This window comes from Polaromonas sp. P5_D5, from assembly GCF_054049435.1.
In genome coordinates this window covers 289,248-311,873 of sequence record NZ_JBFUMJ010000003.1, presented here as the reverse complement: position 1 = coordinate 311,873, position 22,626 = coordinate 289,248, and the positions used below count along the sequence as shown (strand labels likewise).

Here is a 22,626-nt window from a genome sequence, read left to right as displayed (position 1 = left end):
GATGGGATCAAGGTGGGGCCCGGGAAGATGGAGGAGGAAGGCGCGGAATCCATCGCCTATTTTGGCCGCATTCCCGGATATCTGGAGCCGGTCCTGTCAGGTATGCTTCAACGTCGCTTTCCTCCGGGGCGTTTTCGCCCATCCTGATGTCTTCCTTGTCCCCTTCTTCGTCCTCTTCCCCGCTTGCGCTGATACGGCTCATGCGGCCGCACCAGTGGCTCAAAAACGCCTTTGTGTTTGCCGGCCTGGTGTTCAGCCAGAACTGGCAGGACACCGCGCTGGACCTGCGCGTCTTCTACGCCTTTGCGGCGTTCTGCTGCCTCTCAAGCATGGTCTACATCATCAACGACTGGCATGACCGCGCGAGCGACGCCCTGCACCCCACCAAGCGCCACCGGCCGCTGGCCAGCGGCGCAGTGGCTGCCCCGGTGGCGCTGGTGCTGGCGGTCCTGTTGCTGGTGGCCGGCCTGCTGCTGGCCGCGGGCAACCGCACGCTGCTGGTGCTGCTGGGCCTGTACACGGTGCTGAACCTGGCGTATTCGTGGCGGCTCAAGCAGGTGCCGGTGGTCGATGTGTCCATCATTGCCTCGGGCTTCATGCTGCGCCTGCTTGCCGGCACCGTGGCGGTGGGGATTCCGCCTTCGCGCTGGCTGCTGCTCACCGGCATTTTTGTGGCCCTGTTCCTCGGTTTTTCCAAACGCAAGGCCGAAACTTTTCATGAAGAAGCCAGCCAGCGCGCCGTGCTGGCGCACTACCCGGCGGCCCTGCTCGACACCTTCATGGCCGCGACCATGACAGCCACGCTCACCACCTACAGCCTGTTTGCCACCAGCCCCGAGGCGCAGCTGCAGCATGGCGAGCGCCTGCTCTACACCGTGCCGGTGGTCATTTTCGGCATGCTGCGCTACACCTACCAGGTGCACCGCGGCCGCGGCGAAGACGTGGCGCGTGACATGCTGCGGGACCCGTGGATCCTGGCGGCCGGCGCGATCTGGCTGGCCATCTTCCTGAGCCGCCGCCTGTGATTCCCGAGGGCGCTCCGCCGCCCGCGCGCGGTACCTTGCCGTTCAAGCAGCTGTTGCTGGTGCTCGGCGTGGTAGCCACGGCTTATGCGGCCGTGCTGCTGATCTGGGGTGACAGCCCCAGGGCCTCGCTCGCGTTGCTGTGGTCGTGGACGGGCGCCCAGGCAGCAGGCCTTTGCCTGCTCAACTATTTGCTGCGAGGCCTCCGTTGGCGGCTCTGGATGGCCCACTTCGGGCGCCATTTCGGCTGGCTGCAGGGGCTGAGGCTCTACCTGGCCGGTTATGCCTTCACGCCCACGCCGGGCAATGTGGGTGAAGCGGTGCGCGGCCTGATGCTGGCCCAGCGCCCGCTAGGCACCGCGCAAAGCCTGGCCATCTTCGGCGCCGAGCGGCTGGCCGATTTGCTGTGCCTGTTGCTGCTGTGTTTGCCCGCCGTGTGGTGGGGCCTGAACCATGGCGCGATGCCGGCATCACCCGCCTGGCTGGCCGGGCTGCTGGCTGCCGCAGCCCTGCTGCTGGCGTTGGTGCTGGGCCTGCTGTTCAAGCACCGCGCACGGCTGTTCCTGCGCTTTGCCTGGCTGCAGGAGGCCTGGTTGTGCCTGGCGGTGCGCCCGCTGCTCTGGTTTGGCCTGACGTTCGCGGCCTGGGCCGCGCAGGGTGTCGCGGTCTGGCTGGTATGCCGCGAGATGAATGCCCCCCTCGGCCTGCTGACAGCCACCGGGTTTTACGCGACCGCCATGGTGGCCGGGGCGTTGTCTGCCCTGCCGGCGGGCCTGGGCGGCACCGAAGCCGTGCTGACCGGCCTGCTGGTGGCACAGGGCGCCACACCGGCTGCAGCCCTTTCCATCACGGTGCTGGTGCGGCTGTTGACCCTGTGGCTGGCCGTCGCCATTGGCGTGGTGGCCTTGCTTTATAGTGCGGCCATCCGCAAGGAAATCAGTTTTCGCTAGCCCCTGCGGGCCTTCTTTCCTGGCCTTCCCCGCACCATGCAAAGCCGCCAGACCTACCCGTTCCCCTAGTTTTCATGCCCCAGAACCAAGACACCGCCGCTTTCCCCGTTTCGCTGAGCCGCTGGCTGCTGGCCGCCGGCCTTCTGTCACTGCTGCTGCGGTTCTGGATCGCCGTCACCTTTCCGGTCACCGGTGACGAGGCCTTTTTCTATTGGTGGGGGGTGTACCCCGCGTGGGGGTATTCAGACCACCCGCCCATGGTGGGCTGGCTGATTGCGCTGATGCGCGCCACGCTGGGCGACAGCCTCTGGTCGATACGCCTGCCCATCGTGCTGCTGCCGCTGGCTCTGGGCGGGGCGCTTTGGTGGGCCCTCAAGCCGGCGGGCAAGGTGCGCGCTGCCTGGGCCGTGCTGTTTTTCTGGCTGGCGCCGCTGAACTGGCTTAACGTCCTGATCACCACCGACACACCGCTGATTTTCTGGTCGGCACTGTCGGTGGCCGCGCTGATGCGCGCCGAGCGACGGGCGCAGCTGGACCGCGCCGCTTACGGCCTCTACGCCCTGTCGGGCCTTTTCCTGGGCTGTGCCTTTCTGTCGAAGTATTTCTCGGTGGTGCTTGGCTTCACCTACTTCGTTTACTTCGTGTTGTACCGGCGTGAGCGGCTCGCGGGTTTTGCGCTGCTGGTGCTGTGTGCCTTGCCCGGCCCGGCGATCAACATCACCTACAACATGTCGCACGGCTGGTCGAACATCATGTTCAACGTCTACAACCGCAATGAAGATGCGGTGTTCGAATGGCGCAAGCCGCTGACTTACATCGGCATGATGGTCTACCTGATCACGCCCGTGGCGGTATGGATGGCTGTGCGCTACCGTGATGCGCTGATGGCCGCTGCCCGGAACCAGCGCCTGCTGGCCTGCCTGGTGGTGGTGCCGCTGCTGTTTTTTGCGCTGCTGTCAGGCAAGAAGGTGATTGGCCTGCATTGGGTGCTGTCGTTTTACCCTTTTGGCTTCGCCTTTTTGGCGTTTGCCTTGCCGGCTGACAGGCTCAAGGCCTGCGCCAAGGGGCTGGCCGTGTTTGCCGGCCTGCATGTGCTGGCGGTGGCCGGGCTGTACATGACGTCGCTGGATACTTGGAAAACGACCAAGCTTTATCCGCAGATCATCCGCAGCTACAAGACCGCCGAAATGCTGCAGCAGGTCACCGTGCCCGGCGTGGTGCTGATGGGCGAGGCCTATACGCCCGCGTCGATTTTCGGTTTCGAACGCCGCGAATACATGCCGGTGTTCGGCGTCGGCAAGTTCCATGCGCGCCAGGACGACATGCTGGTCGACTTTTCGCTCTACCAGGGCAAGACGGTGCGTGTCATCGTTGCCGACAAGCCGAAGCTGGAAGAGTTTGCGCCTTACTTCGAGTCGGTGCGTGTGCTCAGCTTCGAGCAGGACGGCGTGCCCTTCTACGCGGTTGAAGGCATGGGCTTTAAATACCAGGCCTACCGCGAAGGTGTGCTGGGCACGATCTTCAAGCGCTACTTCAACATCCCTTCGTGGCTGCCGATGACGGGCTGCCCGTTCTGCGTGCGCTACTGCGGGCAGGTGCGATGCACGAGGTGATCGCTGCCGGGGCCGGCCCCGTCGTCGCGGCCTTTGACTTCGACGGCACGCTGACCCGGCGCGACACCTTCATGCCTTTCCTGGTGCGCGGCCTGGGCTGGCCGCGGTTCCTGGTGGCCGTGTTGCGCTGCCTTCCCTGGTTGGCCGGCTATGCGCTGCGCCTGGTGCCCAACCACGTCGCCAAAGGCAAGCTGATGCAGGCCACGCTGGCCGGCCGCAGCCTGGCCGAGATGGAGAGCTGGACGGCCCGCTGGCTGGCCCACGATTTTCCCGGCCAGCTGCGCGAGGACGCCATGGCGCGCCTGGCCTGGCACCGCGAGGCCGGGCATTGCTGCGTCATGGTCAGCGCGTCGCCCGACATCTACCTGCCCGTGGTGGCACGGCAGCTGGGGTTTGACGCGCTGCTCTGCACGGAAATGGAAGTGGTGGACGAGGGTGAGGACGGGCATCTCACCGGCCGCCTCACTGGTCGCATGAGCACCCCCAACTGCCATGGCGAGCAGAAGGTGCTGCGACTGCAGGCCTGGGCGCTGGCGCGCTATGGGGAAACAGCGCTGGACGGCGTCACCCTGTATGCCTACGGCGATACCTCCGGCGACAAGCCCATGCTGCGGCTGGCCCGGCATGCGTGGTACCGGGGCAAGCCTTGGGTGGATGCGGCACGGCCGGTGTGAGGGCTTGAGCCGGTCTGGCCCGGCGCCTGACGCAGGCCGGCCCACGTGGGCGCTATGGTTTTGATAGCTGCTTGCGCAAGACCCCTATGCCTTTCAGCCCTGTTTGGCACTCAAAAGATGCCTCAAAACCTGCTTTGCGATGCTGAAAATCGCCAAAACCGGCTCCAAAGCACCAGTTTGAAGGCCACTTCGACCTGTTTTTGAGCATCAATTTGGCCTCCAGCCCAATATTCACTTGCGCAAGTAGCTATCAAAACCATAGCAAAAAACAGGCAAGGCCCGTGCGCCTTGCGACGCGCGGGCCCTGCCGGGAGTGTTGAGTGAAGCTTCGCTGCCGGCTCAGTCTTCGAGTTCGGCCTTGGCCATCTCCACGTCCAGCCGTTCAGTGGCGTCCAGCGGCTTGCTGGCTGCGGCCTGCTCGTACAGCTTGGTGGCTTCCTTCATTCTCTTGTCGCCTTCCAGCATGACCAGGCCGTTGGCGTATTCGATCATGCCGATGGCCGAGCCCGGGTGCAGCTTGAGCGCGTCCTTGTAGAGCGCCAGGCCGATGTCTTTTTTGGCGCCATAGGTCATGCCGCCGATCAGCGAGCCCACCTTGTCGATCACCTCGGCATGAAAGGCCGCCAGTGCGATGTGCGCGTCCGCGTGTTTGGGGGACAGCTTGATGGCCTGCTCCAGCGAATTCTTCACCTTGGTCCCCAGTCCCTGGGCCAGCGCCTTGGCCACGCTGATACCCTGGCTGTAGCGGCCCAGCGCGTAGGCCTGCCAGTACCAGGCGTTGGCGTTCTTCGGGTCGGATTTTTGCTGGGCTTCGGCGCGTGCGGCCACTTCCATGAACATGTCCAGCTTGGCTTTTTCCTTGGTTTCGAGGTAGGTCGCGTACATGCTGGTGGCCTTGTTGGCCACGGTGATGCCGTCGCCGCCGGCCTTGGCGCCGGCCTCAGCCGCTTTCTGAAAGTCGCCGTTATGAAACAGCACCCAGGCCTGCAGCACATCGGCATCCTTGGGCAGGGGCTCACAGTCGCCCTGGTGCAGTCGGGCCCAGCTCTTCTTCAGGCTGGCAGCATCAAATGTGTAGTCGCCGGCGTGGGGAAAGGCAGTCCATTTGGCCATGTGTGTTGTCTCCTTGGTAAAAATTGTTGGTGTTATGAATGACGGCAGTTTGACGGAATTCAAGCCGGGTTGTTGTAAGCCCCGACCAGCGCCTGCAGGTGGGCGCGCTGGCCTTGCTCGAGGTAGGGAATCAGCAGGTTGAGCACGTGGTGCGCACCGCGCAGCAGGGCGGCCTGTGCGTTGGCAGGTTCCAGCGCGTTGCGTGGGTCGCGCACGTACTCAAAGCTCAGCCAGTAAGTGAGCACCACCACCATGCTGGTGGCCGTGGCCTCGACCTCGCGCGAATCAATCGTCACGGCGCCTGAGCGGCTCATGCCGTCCAGCAGGGCTTTCACGGCGCGGGTCTTGTTTTTGAGCACCCACTGGAAGTGGGTTTCGAGGCGGCGGTTCTTGCTCAGCAGGTCATTGAGGTCGCGGTACAAAAAGCGGTACTGCCAGATCAGCTCGAACAGCGTATGCATGAAAAACCAGGCGTCTTCCACGTCGCGAACGCCGTCGCTGGCATTGAGCAGCTCGCTCAGGGATTTTTCGTAGCGGTCAAACAGCGAGTTGATGAGCTCGTCTTTGGCGGGGTAGTGGTAGTACAGGTTGCCTGGGCTGATGCTGAGCTCGGCGGAGATCAGCGTGGTCGACACATTGGGCTCGCCAAAGCGGTTGAACAGGTCCAGGGTGACCTCCAGGATCCGCTCTGCTGTACGGCGCGGCGCTTTTTTCGCCATAAGTTGTCTACCTCGTGTTGTTCTTTACTCTAACCCAGCGTTTCCCCGGGCGACACTAGGGAAGTCCATCAATCCGCACGGCGGTTTGCAACAAGGTGAACGGCATGGCATGCACCTTTGGCAAACCTTTGGGTTAAGCGCCGGCTGACGCGGGCAGCTTGCGTGCAGCGGGCCGCAGCGCGTGGCTCAAATCTTCCATCACATCTTCGAGCGAGGCAATGGCGCGGCCCACACGGGTGGCGGCAGGTCTTTCAGCCACCAGGTGGCGCCTGGGGTCTTCCAGAACGTCCAGGTTCAGCGACACACCGTGCCGCGCCAGCGTGGCAGACAGCGTGGTCTTGCGTGAGCGCAGCATCTGCCGGGTGTTCTGGTAGGCGTGCTCGGCCAGCTCGCGGCGCTGCCGGTAACTGAAGGTATTGGCCAGGAACATCTCGGTGTCGCGGGCGTCGGGTTCCATCAGCACGATGTCGGTGCCGGGATAGGCATGCGCGTAGTGCTTCATGCCGAGCTCCAGCCGCGAGTGGATCATCGAGCGGAAGGTCTGGCTCATCACGGCGGGCAGGCCGCCGCTCACTATGCGCGGGATGGCCTGCTTTTCAGCCGGCAGGCCGCGGCGCATGACGCGCTGGTTCATGGCCAGTGCGGGTGCGCGGGTGGCGTTGAAGGGCACCAGCGGGTTCAGGCAGAACATCAGGTCAACGCCGTCGTCCAGTGCCACGCCGGCGTGCATGGTCTTTTTCAGCGCGCCGTCCACGTAGTAGTGGCTGTCGATCTCCACCGGCGGAAACAGGCCCGGCAGGGCCGAGCTGGCCTGCACGGCTTTGGAAATGGGCACGTGATCCCAGCCGGGGCGGCCGAAGGGCGCGGCGTCCCCGCTGTCCAGATTCGTCGCAACCAGTGTCAGCCGTGTGCGGAGCTGGCGAAAGTCGTTGGTGCGGCCGGGTTTGGAAAACAATGCGGTCAGGCGCGTGTTGATTTCGTCATTGGAGAAAACGCCGGTGGGCAAGGCCGGGCCCAGCGCCTCCAGCGCATTGACCAGTGACTTGCGCCCGAAGGTGGCGCGCCAGGCCGCCGACGCCAGCAGGCCGGGCAGCATGATGCCGCGCCGCAAAAATTCGCCATACGCCGGCACCATCAGCCAGGCCGGGTCAAACACCTCGGACGCCTGGTCGCCGTTTTCAATGAAGGCGGCACACAGTTCGCGCGGCGTCATGCCGTTGGCAAGGCCCGCCGCGATAAAACCGCCGGCTGACACGCCGACATAGTGGTCCAGTTCGGTGAATGAAAGCCCCTGCAGGGATTCGTCGAGCGCGCACAGCGCACCGATTTCGTAGATGGCGCCCAAAGGGCCGCCGCCAGAGAGTGCCAAAGCAATGCGCGGCCGGGCGGCGGACCGTTTCGTCATCTTTGCCGGGTCGGCTGGCTGCGTAGCAGCTAGATGACCACCGCCCGACAACGCAAGGGCGATGCGCGGTTTTGCAGGGCGTTTATTTTTTGCGGGCTTCGCTTGGGTCATGGCTGGAAAGTGTAGACGGCGGCCCTGGAACTATTTGCTGCTTTGCAGCAAAGTCAGGGCGCTGGGTGATTGCGCGCAGGCGTAAAAAAAGGGACGGCATGTCCCTTTTCTTGTGAGGCCGCCGTGCTTAAGCCGATTTGCGTGCAGCTGGGCGTTTGGCCGCGGGGCGGGCCGCCTTTTTTGCTGCGGGTTTTGCCGCTGCGGTTTTGGCTGCTGGCTTGCCGCCCATTTTTTGCACATTGCGGTTGAGCTCGTCAATGCGTGCGATCAGGGCGTCCACGTCTTTGGCGGAAGGTACGCCGAGTTTGTTCAGGGCCTTGGCTACGCGGTCTTCGAAGATGTTTTCCAGCTTGTCCCACTGGTGGCCGGCCTTGGACTGGATGTCGGTGGCCATGCTGGCCATCTTGTTGGTGGCTTCAGAAATTTTGCCTTCAGCCACGGCCTGGGTCTTGCGCTGGATGGACAGGCCTTCCTTGACCAGGGTCTCAAACACTTTGCCGCCTTCTTCCTGCGCCTTCGAGAATGCGCCCAGGCCGGCCAGCCAGATTTGCTGGGCGGATTCCTTGACAGCACCGGACAGCTGTGGGCCGGACTTCTTGTCGGCGCTCATTTTTTGCAGTTTCTTGACCATGGTTTACTCCAGACAGTTTGTGGTTATGGAACTTCGCGGGCAGTATGCCGCACGCATGGGGAAAATATAAGCCCTCCTCGCGGTGGCGTTTAGGTGCGGCGTTCTAGAACCGTGAACAGGTTCTAGGCATGCGGCTCTACGGAAAAGCACGTGCAGTCAGGCTGAGCGCGGGTTTCTGCTGAATAGAGAGTCATGCCGTTTAAGCAAGAATCACTTTTTGACTTGGCCGTTCAGCGGAGGAAACACAAATGCATTATTTCGTTACAGGGGCCACAGGCTTCATTGGCAAGCGCCTGGTAAAAAAACTTCTGGAACGAAAAGGAACGACCGTTCATTTCCTGATCCGCAAGGAAAGCGCCGGCAAAGTGGCGGCGCTGCGCGAGTACTGGGGCGTGCCTGCTGCCCGTGCGGTGGCCGTGCACGGCGACCTGACCAGCAAAAAGCTCGGTGTCAGCAGTGAAGACATCAAAAAACTCAAGGGCGAGATCGGGCATTTTTACCATCTCGCCGCCGTGTATGACCTGAGCGCCGACGAGGAAAGCCAGGTGGCCGTCAACATTGACGGCACCCGCAACACGGTGGAGTTTGCCAAGGCGATTGACGCCGGCCACTTTCACCATGTGAGCTCCATCGCCGCTGCCGGCCTCTATGAAGGCGTGTTCCGCGAGGACATGTTCGAAGAGGCCGAAAACTACGAACACCCGTATTTCATGACCAAGCACGAGAGCGAAAAAATCGTGCGCAAGGAATGCAAGGTTCCGTGGACGGTGTTTCGCCCCGCCATGGTGGTCGGCGACAGCACCACCGGCGAAATGGACAAGATCGACGGGCCTTATTACTTCTTCAAGCTGATCCAGCGCATGCGGCAGCTGCTGCCGCCCTGGATGCCGGCGGTGGGGCTGGAAGGCGGGCGGGTCAATATCGTTCCGGTCGACTTTGTTGTCGATGCGCTGGACCACCTCAGCCACAAAACCGGCATTGCCAAAAAATGCTTTCACCTGGTGGACCCGGTGGGTTACCGCGTCGGTGATGTGCTGGACATCTTCAGCCGCGCGGCCCATGCGCCCAAGATGAACCTGTTCGTGAATGCCGCCCTGCTGGGCTTCATTCCGCGCGGCGTCAAAAAGAGCCTGATGGCACTTGCGCCGGTGCGCCGCGTACGCAATGCGGTGCTGGCCGACCTGGGCCTGCCGGAAGACATGCTGACGTTTGTCAACTACCCGACCCGCTTTGACTGCCGCGACACCATGGCTGCGCTCAAGGGTTCGAACATCGAATGTCCCAACCTGAAAGACTACGCCTGGCGCCTCTGGGATTACTGGGAACGCCACCTGGATCCAGACCTGCATATCGACCGGTCGCTGCGCGGCACCGTCAATGGCAAGGTGGTGCTGGTCACCGGTGGTTCATCCGGCATCGGTCTGGCGGCGGCGCACAAGTTTGCCGATGCGGGTGCCATCACCATCATCTGCGGGCGCGACCAGGACAAGCTCGACGAAGCCTGCAAGGAAGCCAAGGCCAAGGGCTATAACTTCGTGGCTTACCCGGCCGACATCGCCGACATGGTGGATTGCGACCGTTTCATCAAGGAACTGATCGCCAACCATGGCGGCGTGGACTTCCTCATCAACAACGCGGGCCGCTCCATCCGCCGCGCCATTGAGGCCAGCTACGACCGTTTTCACGATTACGAGCGCACCATGCAGCTCAATTACTTTGGCTGCCTGCGCGTGACCATGGGGCTGTTGCCCGGCATGGCGGCCAAGCGCAAGGGCCATGTGGTCAACATCAGCTCCATCGGTGTGCTGACCAATGCGCCGCGCTTTTCGGCCTATGTAGCCTCCAAGGCCGCGCTGGACGCCTGGACGCGCTGCGCATCCAGTGAATTTGCCGACGTCGGCATCAGCTTTACCACCATCAACATGCCGCTGGTGCGCACGCCCATGATCGCGCCGACCAACCTGTACAACAACGTGCCCACGCTCTCCCCTGAAGAGGCCGCCGACATGATTGCGCAGGCCTGCATCTTCAAGCCGGTACGCGTGGCCACCCGCCTGGGCATCACCGGCCAGCTCATGCATGCGCTGGTGCCACGCATCGCCCAGATCGCCATGAACACCAGCTTCCGTATGTTCCCCGACTCATCGGCTGCCAAGGGCGACAAGAGCGCCAAACCGACGCTGTCGGCCGAAGCGGTGGCGATGCAGCAGATGATGCGCGGGATTCATTTCTGAGCATGTTTCAGGCTTGAAGCCAAACGGGCCTGGTTTTCCAGGCCCGTTTTTCGTTGGGCGGCGGCCACGGCTGGGGGATAATTCGTTTCCAGGCGCCGTTGCCGCACGTGCGCCGTCAACAAAGGCTATCCATGATTCTGGTCACTGGCGGAGCCGGTTTTATCGGAGCCAACTTCATTCTGGACTGGCTCGCGTTGCACGATGAGCCGATCCTCAATATCGACAAGCTCACCTACGCGGGCAACCGCGACAACCTTCGCGGGCTTGAGGGTGACAGCCGCCATGTCTTTGCGCACGGCGATATTGCCGACAGCCGGTGGGTGGCCGGCCTGCTCGCGCTGCACCGGCCGCGCGCCATCATCAACTTCGCGGCGGAGTCGCATGTCGACCGCTCCATCGACGCGGCCGAAGAGTTCGTCCAGACCAATATCGTGGGCACTTTCCGCCTGCTGGAGGCCGCGCGTGCCTACTGGTCGGAGCTGGAGGGATCAAGCGGCGCGAACTTTCGGTTTTTGCAGGTGTCGACGGATGAAGTCTATGGCTCGCTGACGTCGGCGGCGGCGGCTTTCCGTGAAGTTGACCGCTATGAGCCCAACAGCCCTTATGCCGCAAGCAAGGCGGCCGCCGACCACCTGGTGCGTGCCAGCCATCGCACCTATGGCCTGCCGGTGCTTACCACCAACTGCGCCAACAACTATGGGCCCTACCAGTTTCCGGAAAAACTGATCCCCCACATGATTGTTGCAGCGCTCGAAGGGCGGCCCCTGCCGGTCTACGGTGATGGCCTGCAGGTGCGCGACTGGCTGTATGTCAAGGACCATTGCAAGGCGATCCGCATGGTGCTGGAGGCCGGCCGGCCCGGTGAGACCTACAACATCGGTTGCCAGGGAGAAAAAACCAATCTGGACGTCGTGCGCACGATCTGCCGCCTGCTCGATGAATTGCGACCGGTGCCGGCCGGCTATGCCGGCCTGATCACCCACGTAGCCGATCGCCGCGGCCATGATGCCCGTTACGCCATCGATTCGAGCAAGATTCGCCATGAGCTGGGCTGGCATGCTGACCAGAGCTTCGAAGCCGGCCTGCGCCACACCGTGCGCTGGTACCTGGACAACCCAGGTTGGCTGCAAGCGGTGCGTGAGCGCGGCCATACCGGGTGAGCCGATGCTGAAGATATTGCTGTTCGGCAAGAGCGGGCAATTGGGCGCGGAGCTCGTGCGCAGCCTGGCCGCGTTGGGCGAGGTGATTGCACCCGATCGGAGCCGGCCTGGCGGCGACCTTGCCGACAGCGCCGGTATCCGGGATGCCGTACTCAGTGCCAGGCCCGATATCGTCGTCAATGCGGCGGCTTTCACCGACGTTGATGCGGCCGAGGGCCAGCCTGATATTGCCAACGCGATCAATGCCGGTGCACCGGCCGTGCTGGCGCGGTCGTGTGACGAGACCGGTGCCTGGTTTGTGCACTATTCAAGCGACTATGTCTTTGATGGCAGCGGGGGAACGCGGCCGTGGATCGAGGCCGACCCCGCCCAGCCGCTGAACGCCTATGGCCGCGGCAAGCTGCTCGGCGACCAGTTGGTGGCAAAAAATTGCGCGCGGCACCTGATCTTCCGCACAAGCTGGCTTTATGCGGCGCATGGTGAAAACTTTGCAAAGAAAATCCTGCACAAGTTGCGCAGGGACGGCCGGCTGGCGGTGGTCAACGACCAGTTCGGTGCGCCCACCGCAGCGCCCTGGCTGGCCGACCTGACTGTATTGGCGTTGACGCGCGTTCTCGCGGATGAGCGATTGGCCGGGCTTTATCACGCGGCTGCCACCGGTGAAACTTCCTGGCATGGCTATGCGTGTTTTGTCGTCGAGCAGGCACAAAAAACCGGCCTGTTGCCCAGTGTGCCCATCGATGCGGTCCAGCCCGTGGCGTCAACCACCTACGCGCAGGCAGCCCGCCGCCCATTGAACTCACGGCTTGATACTTCGAAGCTGCGATGGACTTTCGGAGTCGACATTCCCGGTTGGCAAACGGGTGTCGCCAAAATGGTTGAGGAGCTCTCATGAAGGTCACCCCGACGGCCCTGCCCGAAGTGCTGCTGATTCAGCCTGAAGTTCATGTTGACGCGCGGGGCCTGTTTCTCGAAAGCTTCAACAGGCGCGATTTTGAGCGGGCAACCGGGCTTGACGGCGGTTTTGTACAGGACAACCATTCGCGCTCGGTTCGCCATGTGCTGCGCGGCCTGCATTACCAGCTCAGGCAACCCCAAGGCAAGCTCGTGAGGGTGGTCAGCGGCCGCATCTGGGATGTGGCGGTCGATGTCCGGCGCTCCTCGCCGAATTTCATGCGTTCGGTCGCGTTCGAGCTGTCGGCCCAGGAGCATCGGCAGCTTTGGGTGCCGCCGGGCTTTGCGCACGGCTTTTTGGTGCTTAGCGAATTTGCCGACGTGCTGTACAAGACCACCGACTATTACGCCGCTGAACATGAACGCTGCATCCGTTGGGACGACCCGGATCTGGCGATTGCCTGGCCCCTGGCGGGCGCTGTGCCTCTGCTTTCAGCCAGAGATTGTGACGGCGCGACGATGGCGCAGGCGGAGCTGCCGCCATAGCCGCCACGCGTACTATTTTTTCGACCAGACGACCCGGTTGATGTAGTCGATGTAGCTCGTCACGACACGCACGATCTGCGTCGAGACGAACGGGTTTTCGTAGTCGGAGATGGGTAGCACCGGGCGCCGGTTGCGGTCATATTGCGACGTCACGATCTCGATGGCGTCTATCACGCGGTCCTTCTTGAGGCCGCTCATGATGAGGGTGCCGACATCCATTCCTTCCGGGCGCTCGTGGGCATTGCGCAGGGTGATGGAGCAGAGGTTGAGCAGCGAAGTTTCTTCCGTGATCGTGCCGCTGTCGGACAGCACGCATTTGGCTTCGACCTGCAGTTTCATGTAGTCGAAAAACCCGAGCGGCTTGCCGAACACGATGCGCTTGTCCAGACCTTCGTAACCAGCCTCCTCCAGCCGTTTTCGCGTGCGTGGATGGGTGGAAACGATCACCGGGAAGCCATACTTTTTGACAAGCTCGGTCAAGGTCTCGAGCAGGTCCTTCAGCGCGTCGGGCGAGTCAACGTTTTCCTCGCGATGCGCGCTGACCAGGAAAAATTCATTGGGCTTGAGGGACAGGCGCGAAATGATGTCGGACTTGTCGATTTGCGGGCGGTAGTGGTCGACGACCTCACGCATGTGCGAGCCGGTCTTGATGATGGTTTCGGGCCGCACGCCTTCGGCGATGAGGTAGCGCCGTGCATGTTCCGTCAGGACCATGTTGATGTCCGACAGGTGGTCGAGCACCTTTCGGTTGAGTTCTTCGGGAACGCGCTGATCGAAGCAGCGGTTGCCTGCCTCCATGTGGAACACCGGGATTTTCCGCCGTTTGGCCGCGATCACTGCCAGGCATGAGTTGGTGTCGCCGTAGAGCAGGACGGCGTCGGGCTTCTCGGCCTGGAACACCTCATCGGCCTTCATGATTATCTGGCCGATGGTCTGGGCCGCATTTTCGCCGACTGCATTGAGAAAGTGGTCGGGCTTGCGAATCTGCAGGTCTTCGAAAAAAATCTGGTTCAGTTCGTAGTCGAAATTCTGGCCCGTGTGCACAAGAATGTGCTGGGTGTGCTTGTCGAGCGCCGCAATCACGCGGCTCATCTTGATCAATTCGGGCCGGGTCCCGACTACCGTCATCACTTTAAACACGAAGTGCCTCCTCAATAAAATCCAGTTTTCCCAAAAGCGCCTTGACCTGGGCGACATTGAGCCGCTCGGTGTTGTGCGATGTGTAGTCGTCCAGTTGCGAGATCCGTTCCTCACCGTCGCTGAAATACTTGGCGTAATTGAGATCGCGGTTGTCTGCGGGAATGCGGTAGTACGCGCCCATGTCGTCGATCCGGGCCATTTCCTCGCGCGACACCAGCGTTTCGTAGAGCTTTTCGCCATGGCGCGTGCCAATGATCTTGGTGGGTTGGTCGTTGCCGCCAAAAATGTCCTTGAGCGCTTGCGCAAGGTCGGCGACGGTCGAGGCCGGCGCCTTCTGCACAAAAATGTCGCCCTGCTGGCCGTGCTCGAACGCGTGCAGCACCAGGTCGACTGAATCGTCGAGTGACATCAGGAAGCGGGTCATGCTGGCGTCGGTCACGGTCAGCGGCGCGCCGCTCTTGAGCTGCGAGACGAACAACGGGATCACCGAGCCGCGCGACGCCATGACGTTGCCATAACGCGTGGCGCAAAGCACGGTCTCGCCATCGTTTTGCATGCGTGCCTTGGCGACCATGAGTTTTTCCATCATTGCCTTGGACACACCCATGGCATTGATCGGATAGACCGCCTTGTCGGTGCTCAGGACGACGACGCGCTTGACGTTGTGGGCGATCGCTGCGTTCATGACGTTCTCCGCGCCCAGTACATTGGTACGCACCGCCTCCATCGGATAGAACTCGCAGGACGGGACCTGCTTGAGTGCTGCCGCGTGAAACACGTAGTCAACACCCTTCATCGCCTGGTGAATGCTGTCGTAGTCGCGGATGTCACCGATGTAAAACTTGAGCTTGTCATTGTTCAGCGCGATCCGCATCTCTTCCTGCTTTTTTTCGTCGCGGCTGAAAATGCGGATTTCGCGCACTTCGGTTGAGAGAAAGCGTTTGAGGACGGCGTTGCCGAACGAGCCGGTGCCGCCGGTGATCATCAGTATTTTGTTGTCAAACATGGCTGATTCTTACAGTTTGGAGGAATGCATGATGTCGATAAGCTCGGGCCAGGCCGGTGCGGTGTAGCCTGTCGCTTCGCGGAAACGGCTGGAATCGAGCGATCGGTCCATCGTAAACGTATTGTCCATCTGAATATCAATGGCCTTGCCGTAGGCTGCGGCGATCAGCTTGAGCAGGTCGTATTTGCCGATCGGGGAGGCGCCAACGTGGTACAGGCCGGTCAGCTCGGGCCGTGGAATCACGATGTCGCGGACGATTTCGGCGAACACGACATTCGGCAGACCCGAAAAAATGGCCTTGTTGAAGCCTTTGCAGGAACCCTGTTGGGCAAGAAACCATTCCAGCAACCCGTAAGCGCTTTGCAATTCGTGGCCTATTGTCGAGGTGCGCAAAGTGATCGCGCCCTGGCCCAGCACCTCACCGAGGAGCTTGGACTTGCCATAGACATCTTTTGCATCGGCAGCGTCGGCTTCGATGTAGTGCCCCTTGGAGCCCGAGAAGACGCAGTCGGTGCTGATATGGATCAAACGTGCCGACGCCGCCAGGCACAGCCCGGCGAGCTGGTGTGGCAGCAACGCATTGATGGGAATCGCGAGCAACGGATCATCAGCTTCGGTATGGTGCTTGGTCAGGCCGATACAGTTGATCACCACGTCAGGCCGGGCGTGGGCAAATGCGCGGATGACGCTGTCGCGGTCGTTGATATCGACAAAGGTCAGCATGCGCTCGGCGATGGCGGGCTCAAAAAAGCGCAGCGCCGCGGCATTTCGCATGCTGCCGAAGACCTGCCAATCCTTTTTTTGGCTCAAGACGCGGATCATGGCGCTGCCGATCATGCCGCTGGCGCCCAATACAAGAACTCTCATCGAAAAACCTCAAGAAGATTCCGCAAGTGCGCGGAAATGGTCCATGAGCTGACGTGTCAGCATGTCGTGGTCAAAATGCGCTTTGAAATACCGTTGACCGTTGGCGCCAAGAGTGGCGCGTTCTGGTGCGCCCATCTCAGCCAGCCGGATCACCGCGGCGGCCAGAGCCGGCGCATTCTCGGCCGGAACCGAAAGGCCAGCCCCAGCTTCCTCGACGACGCGGGCACCTTCCCCGTTCAAACAGGCAATTATCGGTCGTCCGGCGGCCATATAGGCCTGGATCTTGTTGGGAATGGTCGCCGCGAAAATCGGCTGGTCGGCCAGGGTTACGAGTAGCGCTGAGGCCTTTTGCATGAGGCCGGGCATCAATTCGACCGGGAAACGGCCGGGCAGGTGCAGGTTGGTGAGCCCGCGCGCCGCAGCTTCTTCGGCCATCCAGGCCTGGCGGCTGCCCTGGCCGACGACCACAAACTGGACATCCGGACGCTCGCGGAGCAGGGTAGCGGCCTCGACAATGGCCTCGACGGCCTGGCCGGCGCCGATATTGCCGGCGAATACGACGCAAAACGCGCCGCTGTCCATAACCGGTATCGGGGGCGCTGGTGCGTCGCCGGGCGCGGCAAATAGCGGGTCAACCGAATTCGGGTAGTAGGCGATGGGCGTGTCGCCGGCCAGTTCGCGAACCTTGGGCACAAATGCCTGCGATTGCACCAGAAGCAGGTCGGTGCGTGCGTAGATACTTTTAACGATGGACCCCACCAACGCCAGTGCACGCGGATTACGCACATAACCCGTGGCCTCCAGGCTTTCCGGCCAGAGATCCTGGACCCAGACGGCAACCTTGCGGCTTTTCAGCCAACCGAGGAACAACGCCGGGATCGCCTGGAGGATCGGCGAAGTACCGTAGGCAAAAATGACGTCGTAGCGTTTGCCGCGCAGCTTCCACGCACCGAAAAGTGTGCCCGAGGCAACAAACGACAAATAGTTGAAGACCAGGTTCAGCGCGCCTTTTTTCCGGCGCGGCGCCAGGGGCACCCGGTATATCGAGATGCCGGCCCATGATTCACGCTGGCAGCCCCAGGCCCGGTAGCCGGGAAAAACCGAGCCTTCAGGATAGTTGGGCTTGCCGGTCAATACGTCGACCTCGAAGCCTTTTTCAACGAGCGTTTTCGCGACATCGTTGATGCGAAAGCTTTCTGGCCAGAAATACTGGCTGACGATCAGGATACGCAATTCGGTCACTCTTCGGGGAAAACATGGGCGAGGAATTCGCCGGCGTTCATTAGGGGAAGCGGCTGCTCGCTTTGGCCGAGAAAGCGCTTCACTGCCCTGGCAATGGAGACCGGTGAATGGGGGTCGAATACCTGCTCGGGGTCGACCACGTCGCGTACGTAGTCGAGTTCTGACGCCAGGATTGCCAGGCCTGCCTGGCGCGCTTCGATCAGTGGCAGGCCAAACGACTCGAACAGTGACGGATAAACCAGTACCTTCGCCTGGGCGTAGAGGCGCAGGATTTCGTCATGAGGCCTCGCGCCGAGGTTTTCAACATCCAGGTTGGAACGGGCCTTCTTTTCATCGATCCATGCGCAGAGTTCCGGGTGGGCCTTGGCGTCGACAGTCAGCCGTAGCGAAGGACGCGCACCGTCGCGTGCCAATAGGGTCCAGGCTTCGATGAGCCGTTTGTGATTTTTATGCGGCTCGCCGGAGGCTACATAGATGAAATCGCATGCGGTATCGCGCGCCGTCGGGGTGGTGCTTCTTTCATAGCCGGCGCTGGTGCTCACAAAGGGCAGTACCGAAACCGGTTTGCCCTTTGCCAAACCCGAGGCATTCAGCAGGTCGCGCATTGAAGGAGTTTGCACGACAAAGGCTTGCGCGTTTTGGGCCTTGTGGGCGAACCAAGCCCTTTCGATCAACAGCCGCAGGCGCGTCCTGAGAGGGAAGCTGGTGAGCGTCACCGGGTCGACGAGATAACGGTTCTGCACGAACACAACGGCGCGTCCCTTCAGCTTGAAGAGCGGCGGCAAATTGCCGAAGCACAGCACGAGGTCAGCTGCCCCCACGGATTTGGAAAGCCACCATTCAGCCCAGAAACGACGCCACACGGTAGGCGCAACAGTAATGACTTTCAGGTGCGGAAGATGAGTCTTCGACACTGGCATGCGGCTATCGAGCAACGCAGTTGTGTCACGACCAGCCGGCAGAGCCTCAAGCAGCGCGCGCAGCAACGACTGCCCTCCGCCGGAGTGCACATTGGTGGCGTGGACAAAAAGGGTTGTTGCCGTTTTAGTTGTCACGTGGTGGCGGGGCTTTTGCCAGTTTCAACTTGTACAGAGCGAACGCAAAACCTCGCGTATGGACCGTCCATACCAGCAGGATACCGCAGCCGAGAACCAGAAAATAGGGAATGCTTTGCTGCGGTGCCACGCCGAATTGAACGGCGGTGCTGGCCATCACGACGCCGTAAAGCGAACAGAGAATGGGGTTGCGGGTCAAGGTTCGTATCAAAAGCTCGGCAAGCAGTACCAGGAACGTAAAAACAACCATTCCGAGCGCGACAATCCAGAGCGAATTGCTGTAGTAGAGGAAGGCCGGCCCGCCAGGCAGGCTTGCAAATCTGAATTTTGTACCGTCGGACTTGAGGTACACAGACTTCGAGATGCTTTGGTAGATATCGGGCTTTCCTATCGCCGGCTTCTCCAGAAAACCGCGACGCAAGAGCGCCGGATCCTTGTTTGGATACGCCTGAACGGCCATCAAGCCCTCCAGGCCTATCCATCTGTCAACACTTAGCTGCAAGAGGCGCGCCGAAAAACCGTCGGTCAGTTGATAACCAAACTCATTGAGCAACAGCCGGGATTGCGCCGAATCCGTGCCCATGGCTTCCGCCCATTTCTTCTTTTCGGCGGCCATGATCGCTTCCAGCAGTATTTTCTCGGCATTCAGTTTCCGCATCAATTCAATGATTGGCGGACGCTCTTCTGGTGGTGCAATTTTGAGTTGATTCTCTAGCGTTCCAAGATGGCCACTGACAATTTCCCAACGGTAGTAGGCCTCATGGTAGGCGGTGCTTGTATAAAGGCCGGTCTGGTAGAAATAGTTCCGGAATGTCGTGACAGCCGAGATGGAAACCACCAGCAGCGCACAAAAGGAAGCGGCGAGCATGACGGTTTTCAGGCGCGACCAGCCCGCCAGCTTGTGCCTGAATTGGTGTAAAACGAACAGTTGTGGAACGGCGTGAAAGATATAGGCTGCCCGGCTCAGGATCGACGTGCTTGAGAGAAGCGCCTCAATCAATATGGCATACGCCGCCAAGGCGGGATTCTTCCCGAGCGTGATGTCCCACCAGGCAAAAAGGGCAACGAAAGTAGCCAGGCCGATGTTGAGCAGCCAGGCTACTACCGAGTTCAGCGGCCACATCAAGGACGCTTTTGGCGCAAGGCCGATTCGATGTATTCCGTATGCCAGATTGACAATCAGCACCCCTGCCATCGCGAGCGCCAGCGCAAGCCATAGCCATTTCCGATTTGGTTCGTACCATGAAGGCACAATGAGTTTTCTTTCCTCGCGCATGGGGCTGGCACGTCTTGCCAGGGCTGCATAGGCCATGCCGCCCGCAATGACACCCAAGCTGGCCACGCTTGCCACCAGCAGTACTTCGTCCCACGCTGCTGGCGCACCCTCGAACAATCCGATGGGTTCGACATACGGGTAATTAAAAATGGTGTGAATCGTCAGTTTGAGCCAGAGTCCGAGCCACAGAAATACCGTCAGGAACAAATAGCCATAACTGTGTTTCTGACGGAATCCGGTGATCAGCATGACGCCGGTCGCGGCCGAAAAAAGCAGATAAGACTCCTTGGCGCCGGTATAGCCAGACAGTCCCAGGGTGAAAAATATGAGCCAGATGCCGACGCCCGCGATCATGAAGCTCCTGGCCCACAGGTTTTCCTCCGATGGCATATCAATAATTTTCAGGAGTCGCGGAATCATGTTTGTCGTGGCATGGAATATTTGAAGATCGCAGGTCACAAATTTGTGCTCTGCGGATGTTGATTTTCAAAGAGCTCGTGAGTCGGTGCTGGCGCCCGATGCTGTTGGCTGCAGGAGGTGAAACCATATTGCGTAGAGCCACATATGCCAGAAGCTCAGGTCGGGCTGAATCCGCTGGGCGCCCATTACGAGAACGGCGCCGATGCTTAACGACACCGCAACGTTGACGTGTCCATCAAATGATTTGTTGTCCGCCCTGACGATGGTTCGCAGGGCAAGCCAGCCCATCGTCGCAAAAAGGCCGATGTAAAAGATTCCACCGGCGACGCCGGATTCCAGTGTCGCGACCGCATAACCTACAGCAATCGAGTTCTGCACGGTTTGCATGCCGAGCGCGGTGCCAGTTCCGATCGGATGCTCCTTCAAGTAATCGATGACGATACGCAGCCCCTCTTTTCGGTCATGAAGTGACAACGACTTACCGGTCGGTGTGGTGCTCAGGGCATGGGCAACCCGGTGTACGCAGGTCTCACGGTCAGACGAATGCTCTTTCATGCATCCTTCGACCAGTGCCATGGCGGATTTGTCGCTCAAGTTCTCAAGATACTGTTTGGTGCAGGCGCCGGCCAGGCTGTACATCAGGGCAATGGCGCCTATTGCACCCGCCAGGAAGATCACCAACTTATGATCGCCAACAGACCTTTTGATGACCATCAGAAGCAAAATCAGCACCAGCACCATGCAGAGAAAAAGCCCGGCACCCAGGGACATGCTAAGCATCAATCCGAGCACGATAACGGTGGACCGAAGATAAGCCTTCTCCGCGATGAGGAACCAGAACAGCGCGGGCATCAATGCGAACGCGTAGGTTCCGGGCTCCTCGCTGAGTCCCTGAATGCGGAACACCGGCGTGGGCGGGCATATGGGCGTGTTGGTGATGTAGTAGGCACCGAAGAAAACGTCCGCCGCACGTCCTCCGACTTCCATCGTGCTGAAGGGATGGATGCCGAGCAACACCGCCGCTATGGCGGCAAGCGAAAAAACAACCGTCGCGACCATCAAGTTCGAATAAATGCGCAGGCTTGCGTAGACAAATTTTCGATTGATGTGGAAAAGCAGAAACAGGAAAAACAGGAACTTGGTGAACAGGATGCACCATTGCACGATGCTGGTTCTCGATGTCGCATGGACAGAAGCGATCAATAGCATGCATAGATAGCCCGCCCAGAAAATCAGCATGAGTTTATGCAGAGGCGTCAGCGTCAATTGGTTGCGCTGTGCTGTGAGGGCGACAAACAGACAGATCACGAGCAGACAGATCGCGAAACCGGCCTGGAACAGCGTGATGTTGAATTGCTTCAGCATCACCGGAAAGAGCGACCACGAAAATACCGTGAGAAAGATCAGCAATACCTGAGAATCTTTGCCCCATGGAAGCTCAAAAAATGGATTTCTGATCATCCTGGTCGGCCTCGAGCGCGCTGAGAATCGGATTCGACAGAATACGAGGGGTTCATTGCGCGTCTCCGACAATCTTCAGCAAGGAATCGGTATATCGTCGGCCCTGCTCGCTTTGAACAAACCGTCGGCCGTGTTCGCGCATTTGCCGAACCGCTTCGGGCGACATTGCCGCAGCCACCTTGTAGGCATCGTGCCATGATGAAAATTCGCGGCAATCGATATAGGCTTCTTTGGGGATCAACTGCTTGATATCGGGAGCGCCCAAATACAGGGGAATCGTTCCCGCATAGAAGCAGTCGAAAATTTTCTCGGTTACGTACCCCTGCATCGCCATGTTTTCGAGACAGAGGCAGAAGTTGTATTGACTCAGTACCTCGTATTTCGATTCGCACGAGCCTCTGTAAATCGACAGCAGCGTTTTGCGCCGGCTTATATAGGGCCACCAGAGAGACGTACGAGCCTTTAATTTGGCCCAACCGCGACCATAAAGATCGACAACACCGGATTCCGCCAGTTCGGTCATCGCCTCGATGCGGCGGCTGTAGAGCTCGTTCGGCACTTTGCGTGGCACATGGTTTCCGTTGATCACCACGATGCGATTGAGACGGTCACGCCGAGACCAGTAGGGTTCCATAACATCTTCGCGAGGCTGCGGCCAATAGAGTTGGCGCAATCGCGAGCTGTCAACACCTGCGAGCGAATAGCCGTCACCGTTCACGTTGTGGACATAGACCCGCTCGAAAGCTGCGGTCAATTCCGGTAAGGCCTTATAGATACTCGGGTCGACGACGGGCGGCTCCAGCACCAAAAAGGCTCGAAGGTGTACATCAGGACGTGCAGCCAGCATCTTGAAGTTGTCGAGGACGCCGAGCGAGTAGTAGTCCTTGGGGGTGTTGTTTGCTGGCAAGGACATCAGGTAATCGGCGGTGCGTACGGTTCTGCCGGCACTGGCGTGCACTTCGCGCACGCGCGCGTAGGGCACCAATGTCCCGTCGCGATTGAGCGCGAGATTCGACAAGTCGAACATCTGGTCCTGCCGGTAGGCCGGCGGCGTGTCGATGTAAATTTCGTCGGACACTGGAGCGGG

Annotated in this window: 20 protein-coding genes; 8 read left to right on the top strand and 12 right to left on the bottom strand. The window is 60.5% G+C overall.

From position 1 onward, the window contains the following. Positions 1–146 precede the first annotated feature (146 nt). The 4 genes from ACXJKE_RS14240 to ACXJKE_RS14225 all read left to right on the top strand — a co-directional run bounded on the left by ACXJKE_RS14240 (position 147) and on the right by ACXJKE_RS14225 (position 4,259). Entirely contained in the window at positions 147–1,025 is an 879-nt protein-coding gene (locus tag ACXJKE_RS14240; RefSeq protein WP_457281253.1) for a decaprenyl-phosphate phosphoribosyltransferase, read from the top strand. Beyond that, positions 1,022–1,972: a lysylphosphatidylglycerol synthase transmembrane domain-containing protein gene (locus ACXJKE_RS14235; RefSeq protein WP_457281252.1), complete on the top strand. Its 951-nt coding sequence runs from the start codon at positions 1,022–1,024 to the stop codon at positions 1,970–1,972. Before ACXJKE_RS14240 ends, ACXJKE_RS14235 begins: the two co-directional genes overlap by 4 nt. 74 nt (positions 1,973–2,046) lie before the next feature. Next, a complete protein-coding gene (locus ACXJKE_RS14230; RefSeq protein ID WP_457281251.1) occupies positions 2,047–3,585 on the top strand; it encodes an ArnT family glycosyltransferase in 1,539 nt (512 codons plus the stop codon). Continuing rightward, positions 3,573–4,259, top strand: coding sequence for an HAD-IB family hydrolase (locus tag ACXJKE_RS14225; protein WP_457281250.1), 687 nt, complete (start codon positions 3,573–3,575; stop codon positions 4,257–4,259). The genes ACXJKE_RS14230 and ACXJKE_RS14225 overlap by 13 nt, the downstream gene beginning before the upstream one ends. A gap of 339 nt (positions 4,260–4,598) precedes the next feature. Here the strand turns inward: ACXJKE_RS14225 and ACXJKE_RS14220 are convergent, their stop codons facing one another. The 4 genes from ACXJKE_RS14220 to ACXJKE_RS14205 all read right to left on the bottom strand — a co-directional run bounded on the left by ACXJKE_RS14220 (position 4,599) and on the right by ACXJKE_RS14205 (position 8,238). Further along, the gene (locus ACXJKE_RS14220) at positions 4,599–5,372 is read right to left on the bottom strand and encodes a tetratricopeptide repeat protein (protein WP_457281249.1); all 774 of its coding nucleotides are present in this window, start codon (positions 5,370–5,372) and stop codon (positions 4,599–4,601) included. A gap of 59 nt (positions 5,373–5,431) precedes the next feature. Beyond that, positions 5,432–6,091, bottom strand: coding sequence for a TetR/AcrR family transcriptional regulator (locus ACXJKE_RS14215; protein WP_457281248.1), 660 nt, complete (start codon positions 6,089–6,091; stop codon positions 5,432–5,434). A gap of 133 nt (positions 6,092–6,224) precedes the next feature. Then, the gene (locus tag ACXJKE_RS14210) at positions 6,225–7,496 is read right to left on the bottom strand and encodes a patatin-like phospholipase family protein (RefSeq protein ID WP_457281247.1); all 1,272 of its coding nucleotides are present in this window, start codon (positions 7,494–7,496) and stop codon (positions 6,225–6,227) included. Positions 7,497–7,734: 238 nt separating this feature from the next. Further along, entirely contained in the window at positions 7,735–8,238 is a 504-nt protein-coding gene (locus tag ACXJKE_RS14205; protein ID WP_431098472.1) for a phasin family protein, read from the bottom strand. Positions 8,239–8,486: 248 nt separating this feature from the next. On the opposite strand from ACXJKE_RS14205, the gene ACXJKE_RS14200 reads away from it, so the two are divergent. The 4 genes from ACXJKE_RS14200 to rfbC all read left to right on the top strand — a co-directional run bounded on the left by ACXJKE_RS14200 (position 8,487) and on the right by rfbC (position 13,072). Further along, the gene (locus tag ACXJKE_RS14200) at positions 8,487–10,472 is read left to right on the top strand and encodes an SDR family oxidoreductase (RefSeq protein ID WP_457281246.1); all 1,986 of its coding nucleotides are present in this window, start codon (positions 8,487–8,489) and stop codon (positions 10,470–10,472) included. 131 nt (positions 10,473–10,603) lie between these two features. Beyond that, complete coding sequence (gene rfbB, locus ACXJKE_RS14195; protein ID WP_457281245.1) at positions 10,604–11,632, top strand: dTDP-glucose 4,6-dehydratase; 1,029 nt, start codon at positions 10,604–10,606, stop codon at positions 11,630–11,632. Next, complete coding sequence (gene rfbD / locus ACXJKE_RS14190) at positions 11,610–12,527, top strand: dTDP-4-dehydrorhamnose reductase (RefSeq protein ID WP_457281244.1); 918 nt, start codon at positions 11,610–11,612, stop codon at positions 12,525–12,527. Before rfbB ends, rfbD begins: the two co-directional genes overlap by 23 nt. After that, positions 12,524–13,072, top strand: a complete 549-nt coding sequence (rfbC, locus tag ACXJKE_RS14185) for a dTDP-4-dehydrorhamnose 3,5-epimerase (RefSeq protein WP_457281243.1) — start codon at positions 12,524–12,526, stop codon at positions 13,070–13,072. Before rfbD ends, rfbC begins: the two co-directional genes overlap by 4 nt. 12 nt (positions 13,073–13,084) lie before the next feature. Here the strand turns inward: rfbC and wecB are convergent, their stop codons facing one another. From wecB to ACXJKE_RS14145, 8 genes are all read right to left on the bottom strand, one after another. Then, on the bottom strand, positions 13,085–14,212 hold the full coding sequence (gene wecB, locus ACXJKE_RS14180; RefSeq protein ID WP_457281242.1) for a non-hydrolyzing UDP-N-acetylglucosamine 2-epimerase: 1,128 nt from the start codon (positions 14,210–14,212) through the stop codon (positions 13,085–13,087). Further along, a complete protein-coding gene (locus ACXJKE_RS14175) occupies positions 14,205–15,218 on the bottom strand; it encodes a polysaccharide biosynthesis protein (protein ID WP_457281241.1) in 1,014 nt (337 codons plus the stop codon). Before ACXJKE_RS14175 ends, wecB begins: the two co-directional genes overlap by 8 nt. 9 nt (positions 15,219–15,227) lie before the next feature. Beyond that, entirely contained in the window at positions 15,228–16,085 is an 858-nt protein-coding gene (locus ACXJKE_RS14170) for a dTDP-4-dehydrorhamnose reductase family protein (protein ID WP_457281240.1), read from the bottom strand. A 9-nt stretch (positions 16,086–16,094) separates the two neighbouring features. After that, a complete protein-coding gene (locus tag ACXJKE_RS14165) occupies positions 16,095–17,318 on the bottom strand; it encodes a glycosyltransferase family 4 protein (protein WP_457281239.1) in 1,224 nt (407 codons plus the stop codon). A gap of 5 nt (positions 17,319–17,323) precedes the next feature. Then, positions 17,324–18,382 (bottom strand): glycosyltransferase, encoded by a 1,059-nt coding sequence (locus tag ACXJKE_RS14160; RefSeq protein ID WP_457281238.1) that lies wholly within the window; start codon positions 18,380–18,382, stop codon positions 17,324–17,326. Then, complete coding sequence (locus tag ACXJKE_RS14155; protein WP_457281237.1) at positions 18,372–20,078, bottom strand: hypothetical protein; 1,707 nt, start codon at positions 20,076–20,078, stop codon at positions 18,372–18,374. The genes ACXJKE_RS14160 and ACXJKE_RS14155 overlap by 11 nt, the downstream gene beginning before the upstream one ends. 66 nt (positions 20,079–20,144) lie before the next feature. After that, positions 20,145–21,539: a hypothetical protein gene (locus ACXJKE_RS14150; RefSeq protein WP_457281236.1), complete on the bottom strand. Its 1,395-nt coding sequence runs from the start codon at positions 21,537–21,539 to the stop codon at positions 20,145–20,147. 52 nt (positions 21,540–21,591) lie between these two features. Beyond that, complete coding sequence (locus tag ACXJKE_RS14145; protein WP_457281235.1) at positions 21,592–22,617, bottom strand: glycosyltransferase family 10 domain-containing protein; 1,026 nt, start codon at positions 22,615–22,617, stop codon at positions 21,592–21,594. Positions 22,618–22,626: the final 9 nt, after the last annotated feature.

Bases quoted from the DNA above. Each gene is read 5' to 3' on its own strand.
- ACXJKE_RS14240 (WP_457281253.1), top strand. From the start codon at position 147: ATGTCTTCCTTGTCCCCTTCTTCGTCCTCTTCCCCGCTTGCGCTGATA.
- ACXJKE_RS14230 (WP_457281251.1), top strand. From the start codon at position 2,047: ATGCCCCAGAACCAAGACACCGCCGCTTTCCCCGTTTCGCTGAGCCGC.
- ACXJKE_RS14225 (WP_457281250.1), top strand. From the start codon at position 3,573: ATGCACGAGGTGATCGCTGCCGGGGCCGGCCCCGTCGTCGCGGCCTTT.
- ACXJKE_RS14220 (WP_457281249.1), bottom strand. From the start codon at position 5,372: ATGGCCAAATGGACTGCCTTTCCCCACGCCGGCGACTACACATTTGAT.
- ACXJKE_RS14215 (WP_457281248.1), bottom strand. From the start codon at position 6,091: ATGGCGAAAAAAGCGCCGCGCCGTACAGCAGAGCGGATCCTGGAGGTC.
- ACXJKE_RS14210 (WP_457281247.1), bottom strand. From the start codon at position 7,496: ATGACGAAACGGTCCGCCGCCCGGCCGCGCATTGCTTTGGCACTCTCT.
- ACXJKE_RS14205 (WP_431098472.1), bottom strand. From the start codon at position 8,238: ATGGTCAAGAAACTGCAAAAAATGAGCGCCGACAAGAAGTCCGGCCCA.
- ACXJKE_RS14200 (WP_457281246.1), top strand. From the start codon at position 8,487: ATGCATTATTTCGTTACAGGGGCCACAGGCTTCATTGGCAAGCGCCTG.
- rfbB (WP_457281245.1), top strand. From the start codon at position 10,604: ATGATTCTGGTCACTGGCGGAGCCGGTTTTATCGGAGCCAACTTCATT.
- rfbC (WP_457281243.1), top strand. From the start codon at position 12,524: ATGAAGGTCACCCCGACGGCCCTGCCCGAAGTGCTGCTGATTCAGCCT.
- ACXJKE_RS14175 (WP_457281241.1), bottom strand. From the start codon at position 15,218: ATGTTTGACAACAAAATACTGATGATCACCGGCGGCACCGGCTCGTTC.
- ACXJKE_RS14170 (WP_457281240.1), bottom strand. From the start codon at position 16,085: ATGAGAGTTCTTGTATTGGGCGCCAGCGGCATGATCGGCAGCGCCATG.
- ACXJKE_RS14155 (WP_457281237.1), bottom strand. From the start codon at position 20,078: ATGATTCCGCGACTCCTGAAAATTATTGATATGCCATCGGAGGAAAAC.
- ACXJKE_RS14150 (WP_457281236.1), bottom strand. From the start codon at position 21,539: ATGATCAGAAATCCATTTTTTGAGCTTCCATGGGGCAAAGATTCTCAG.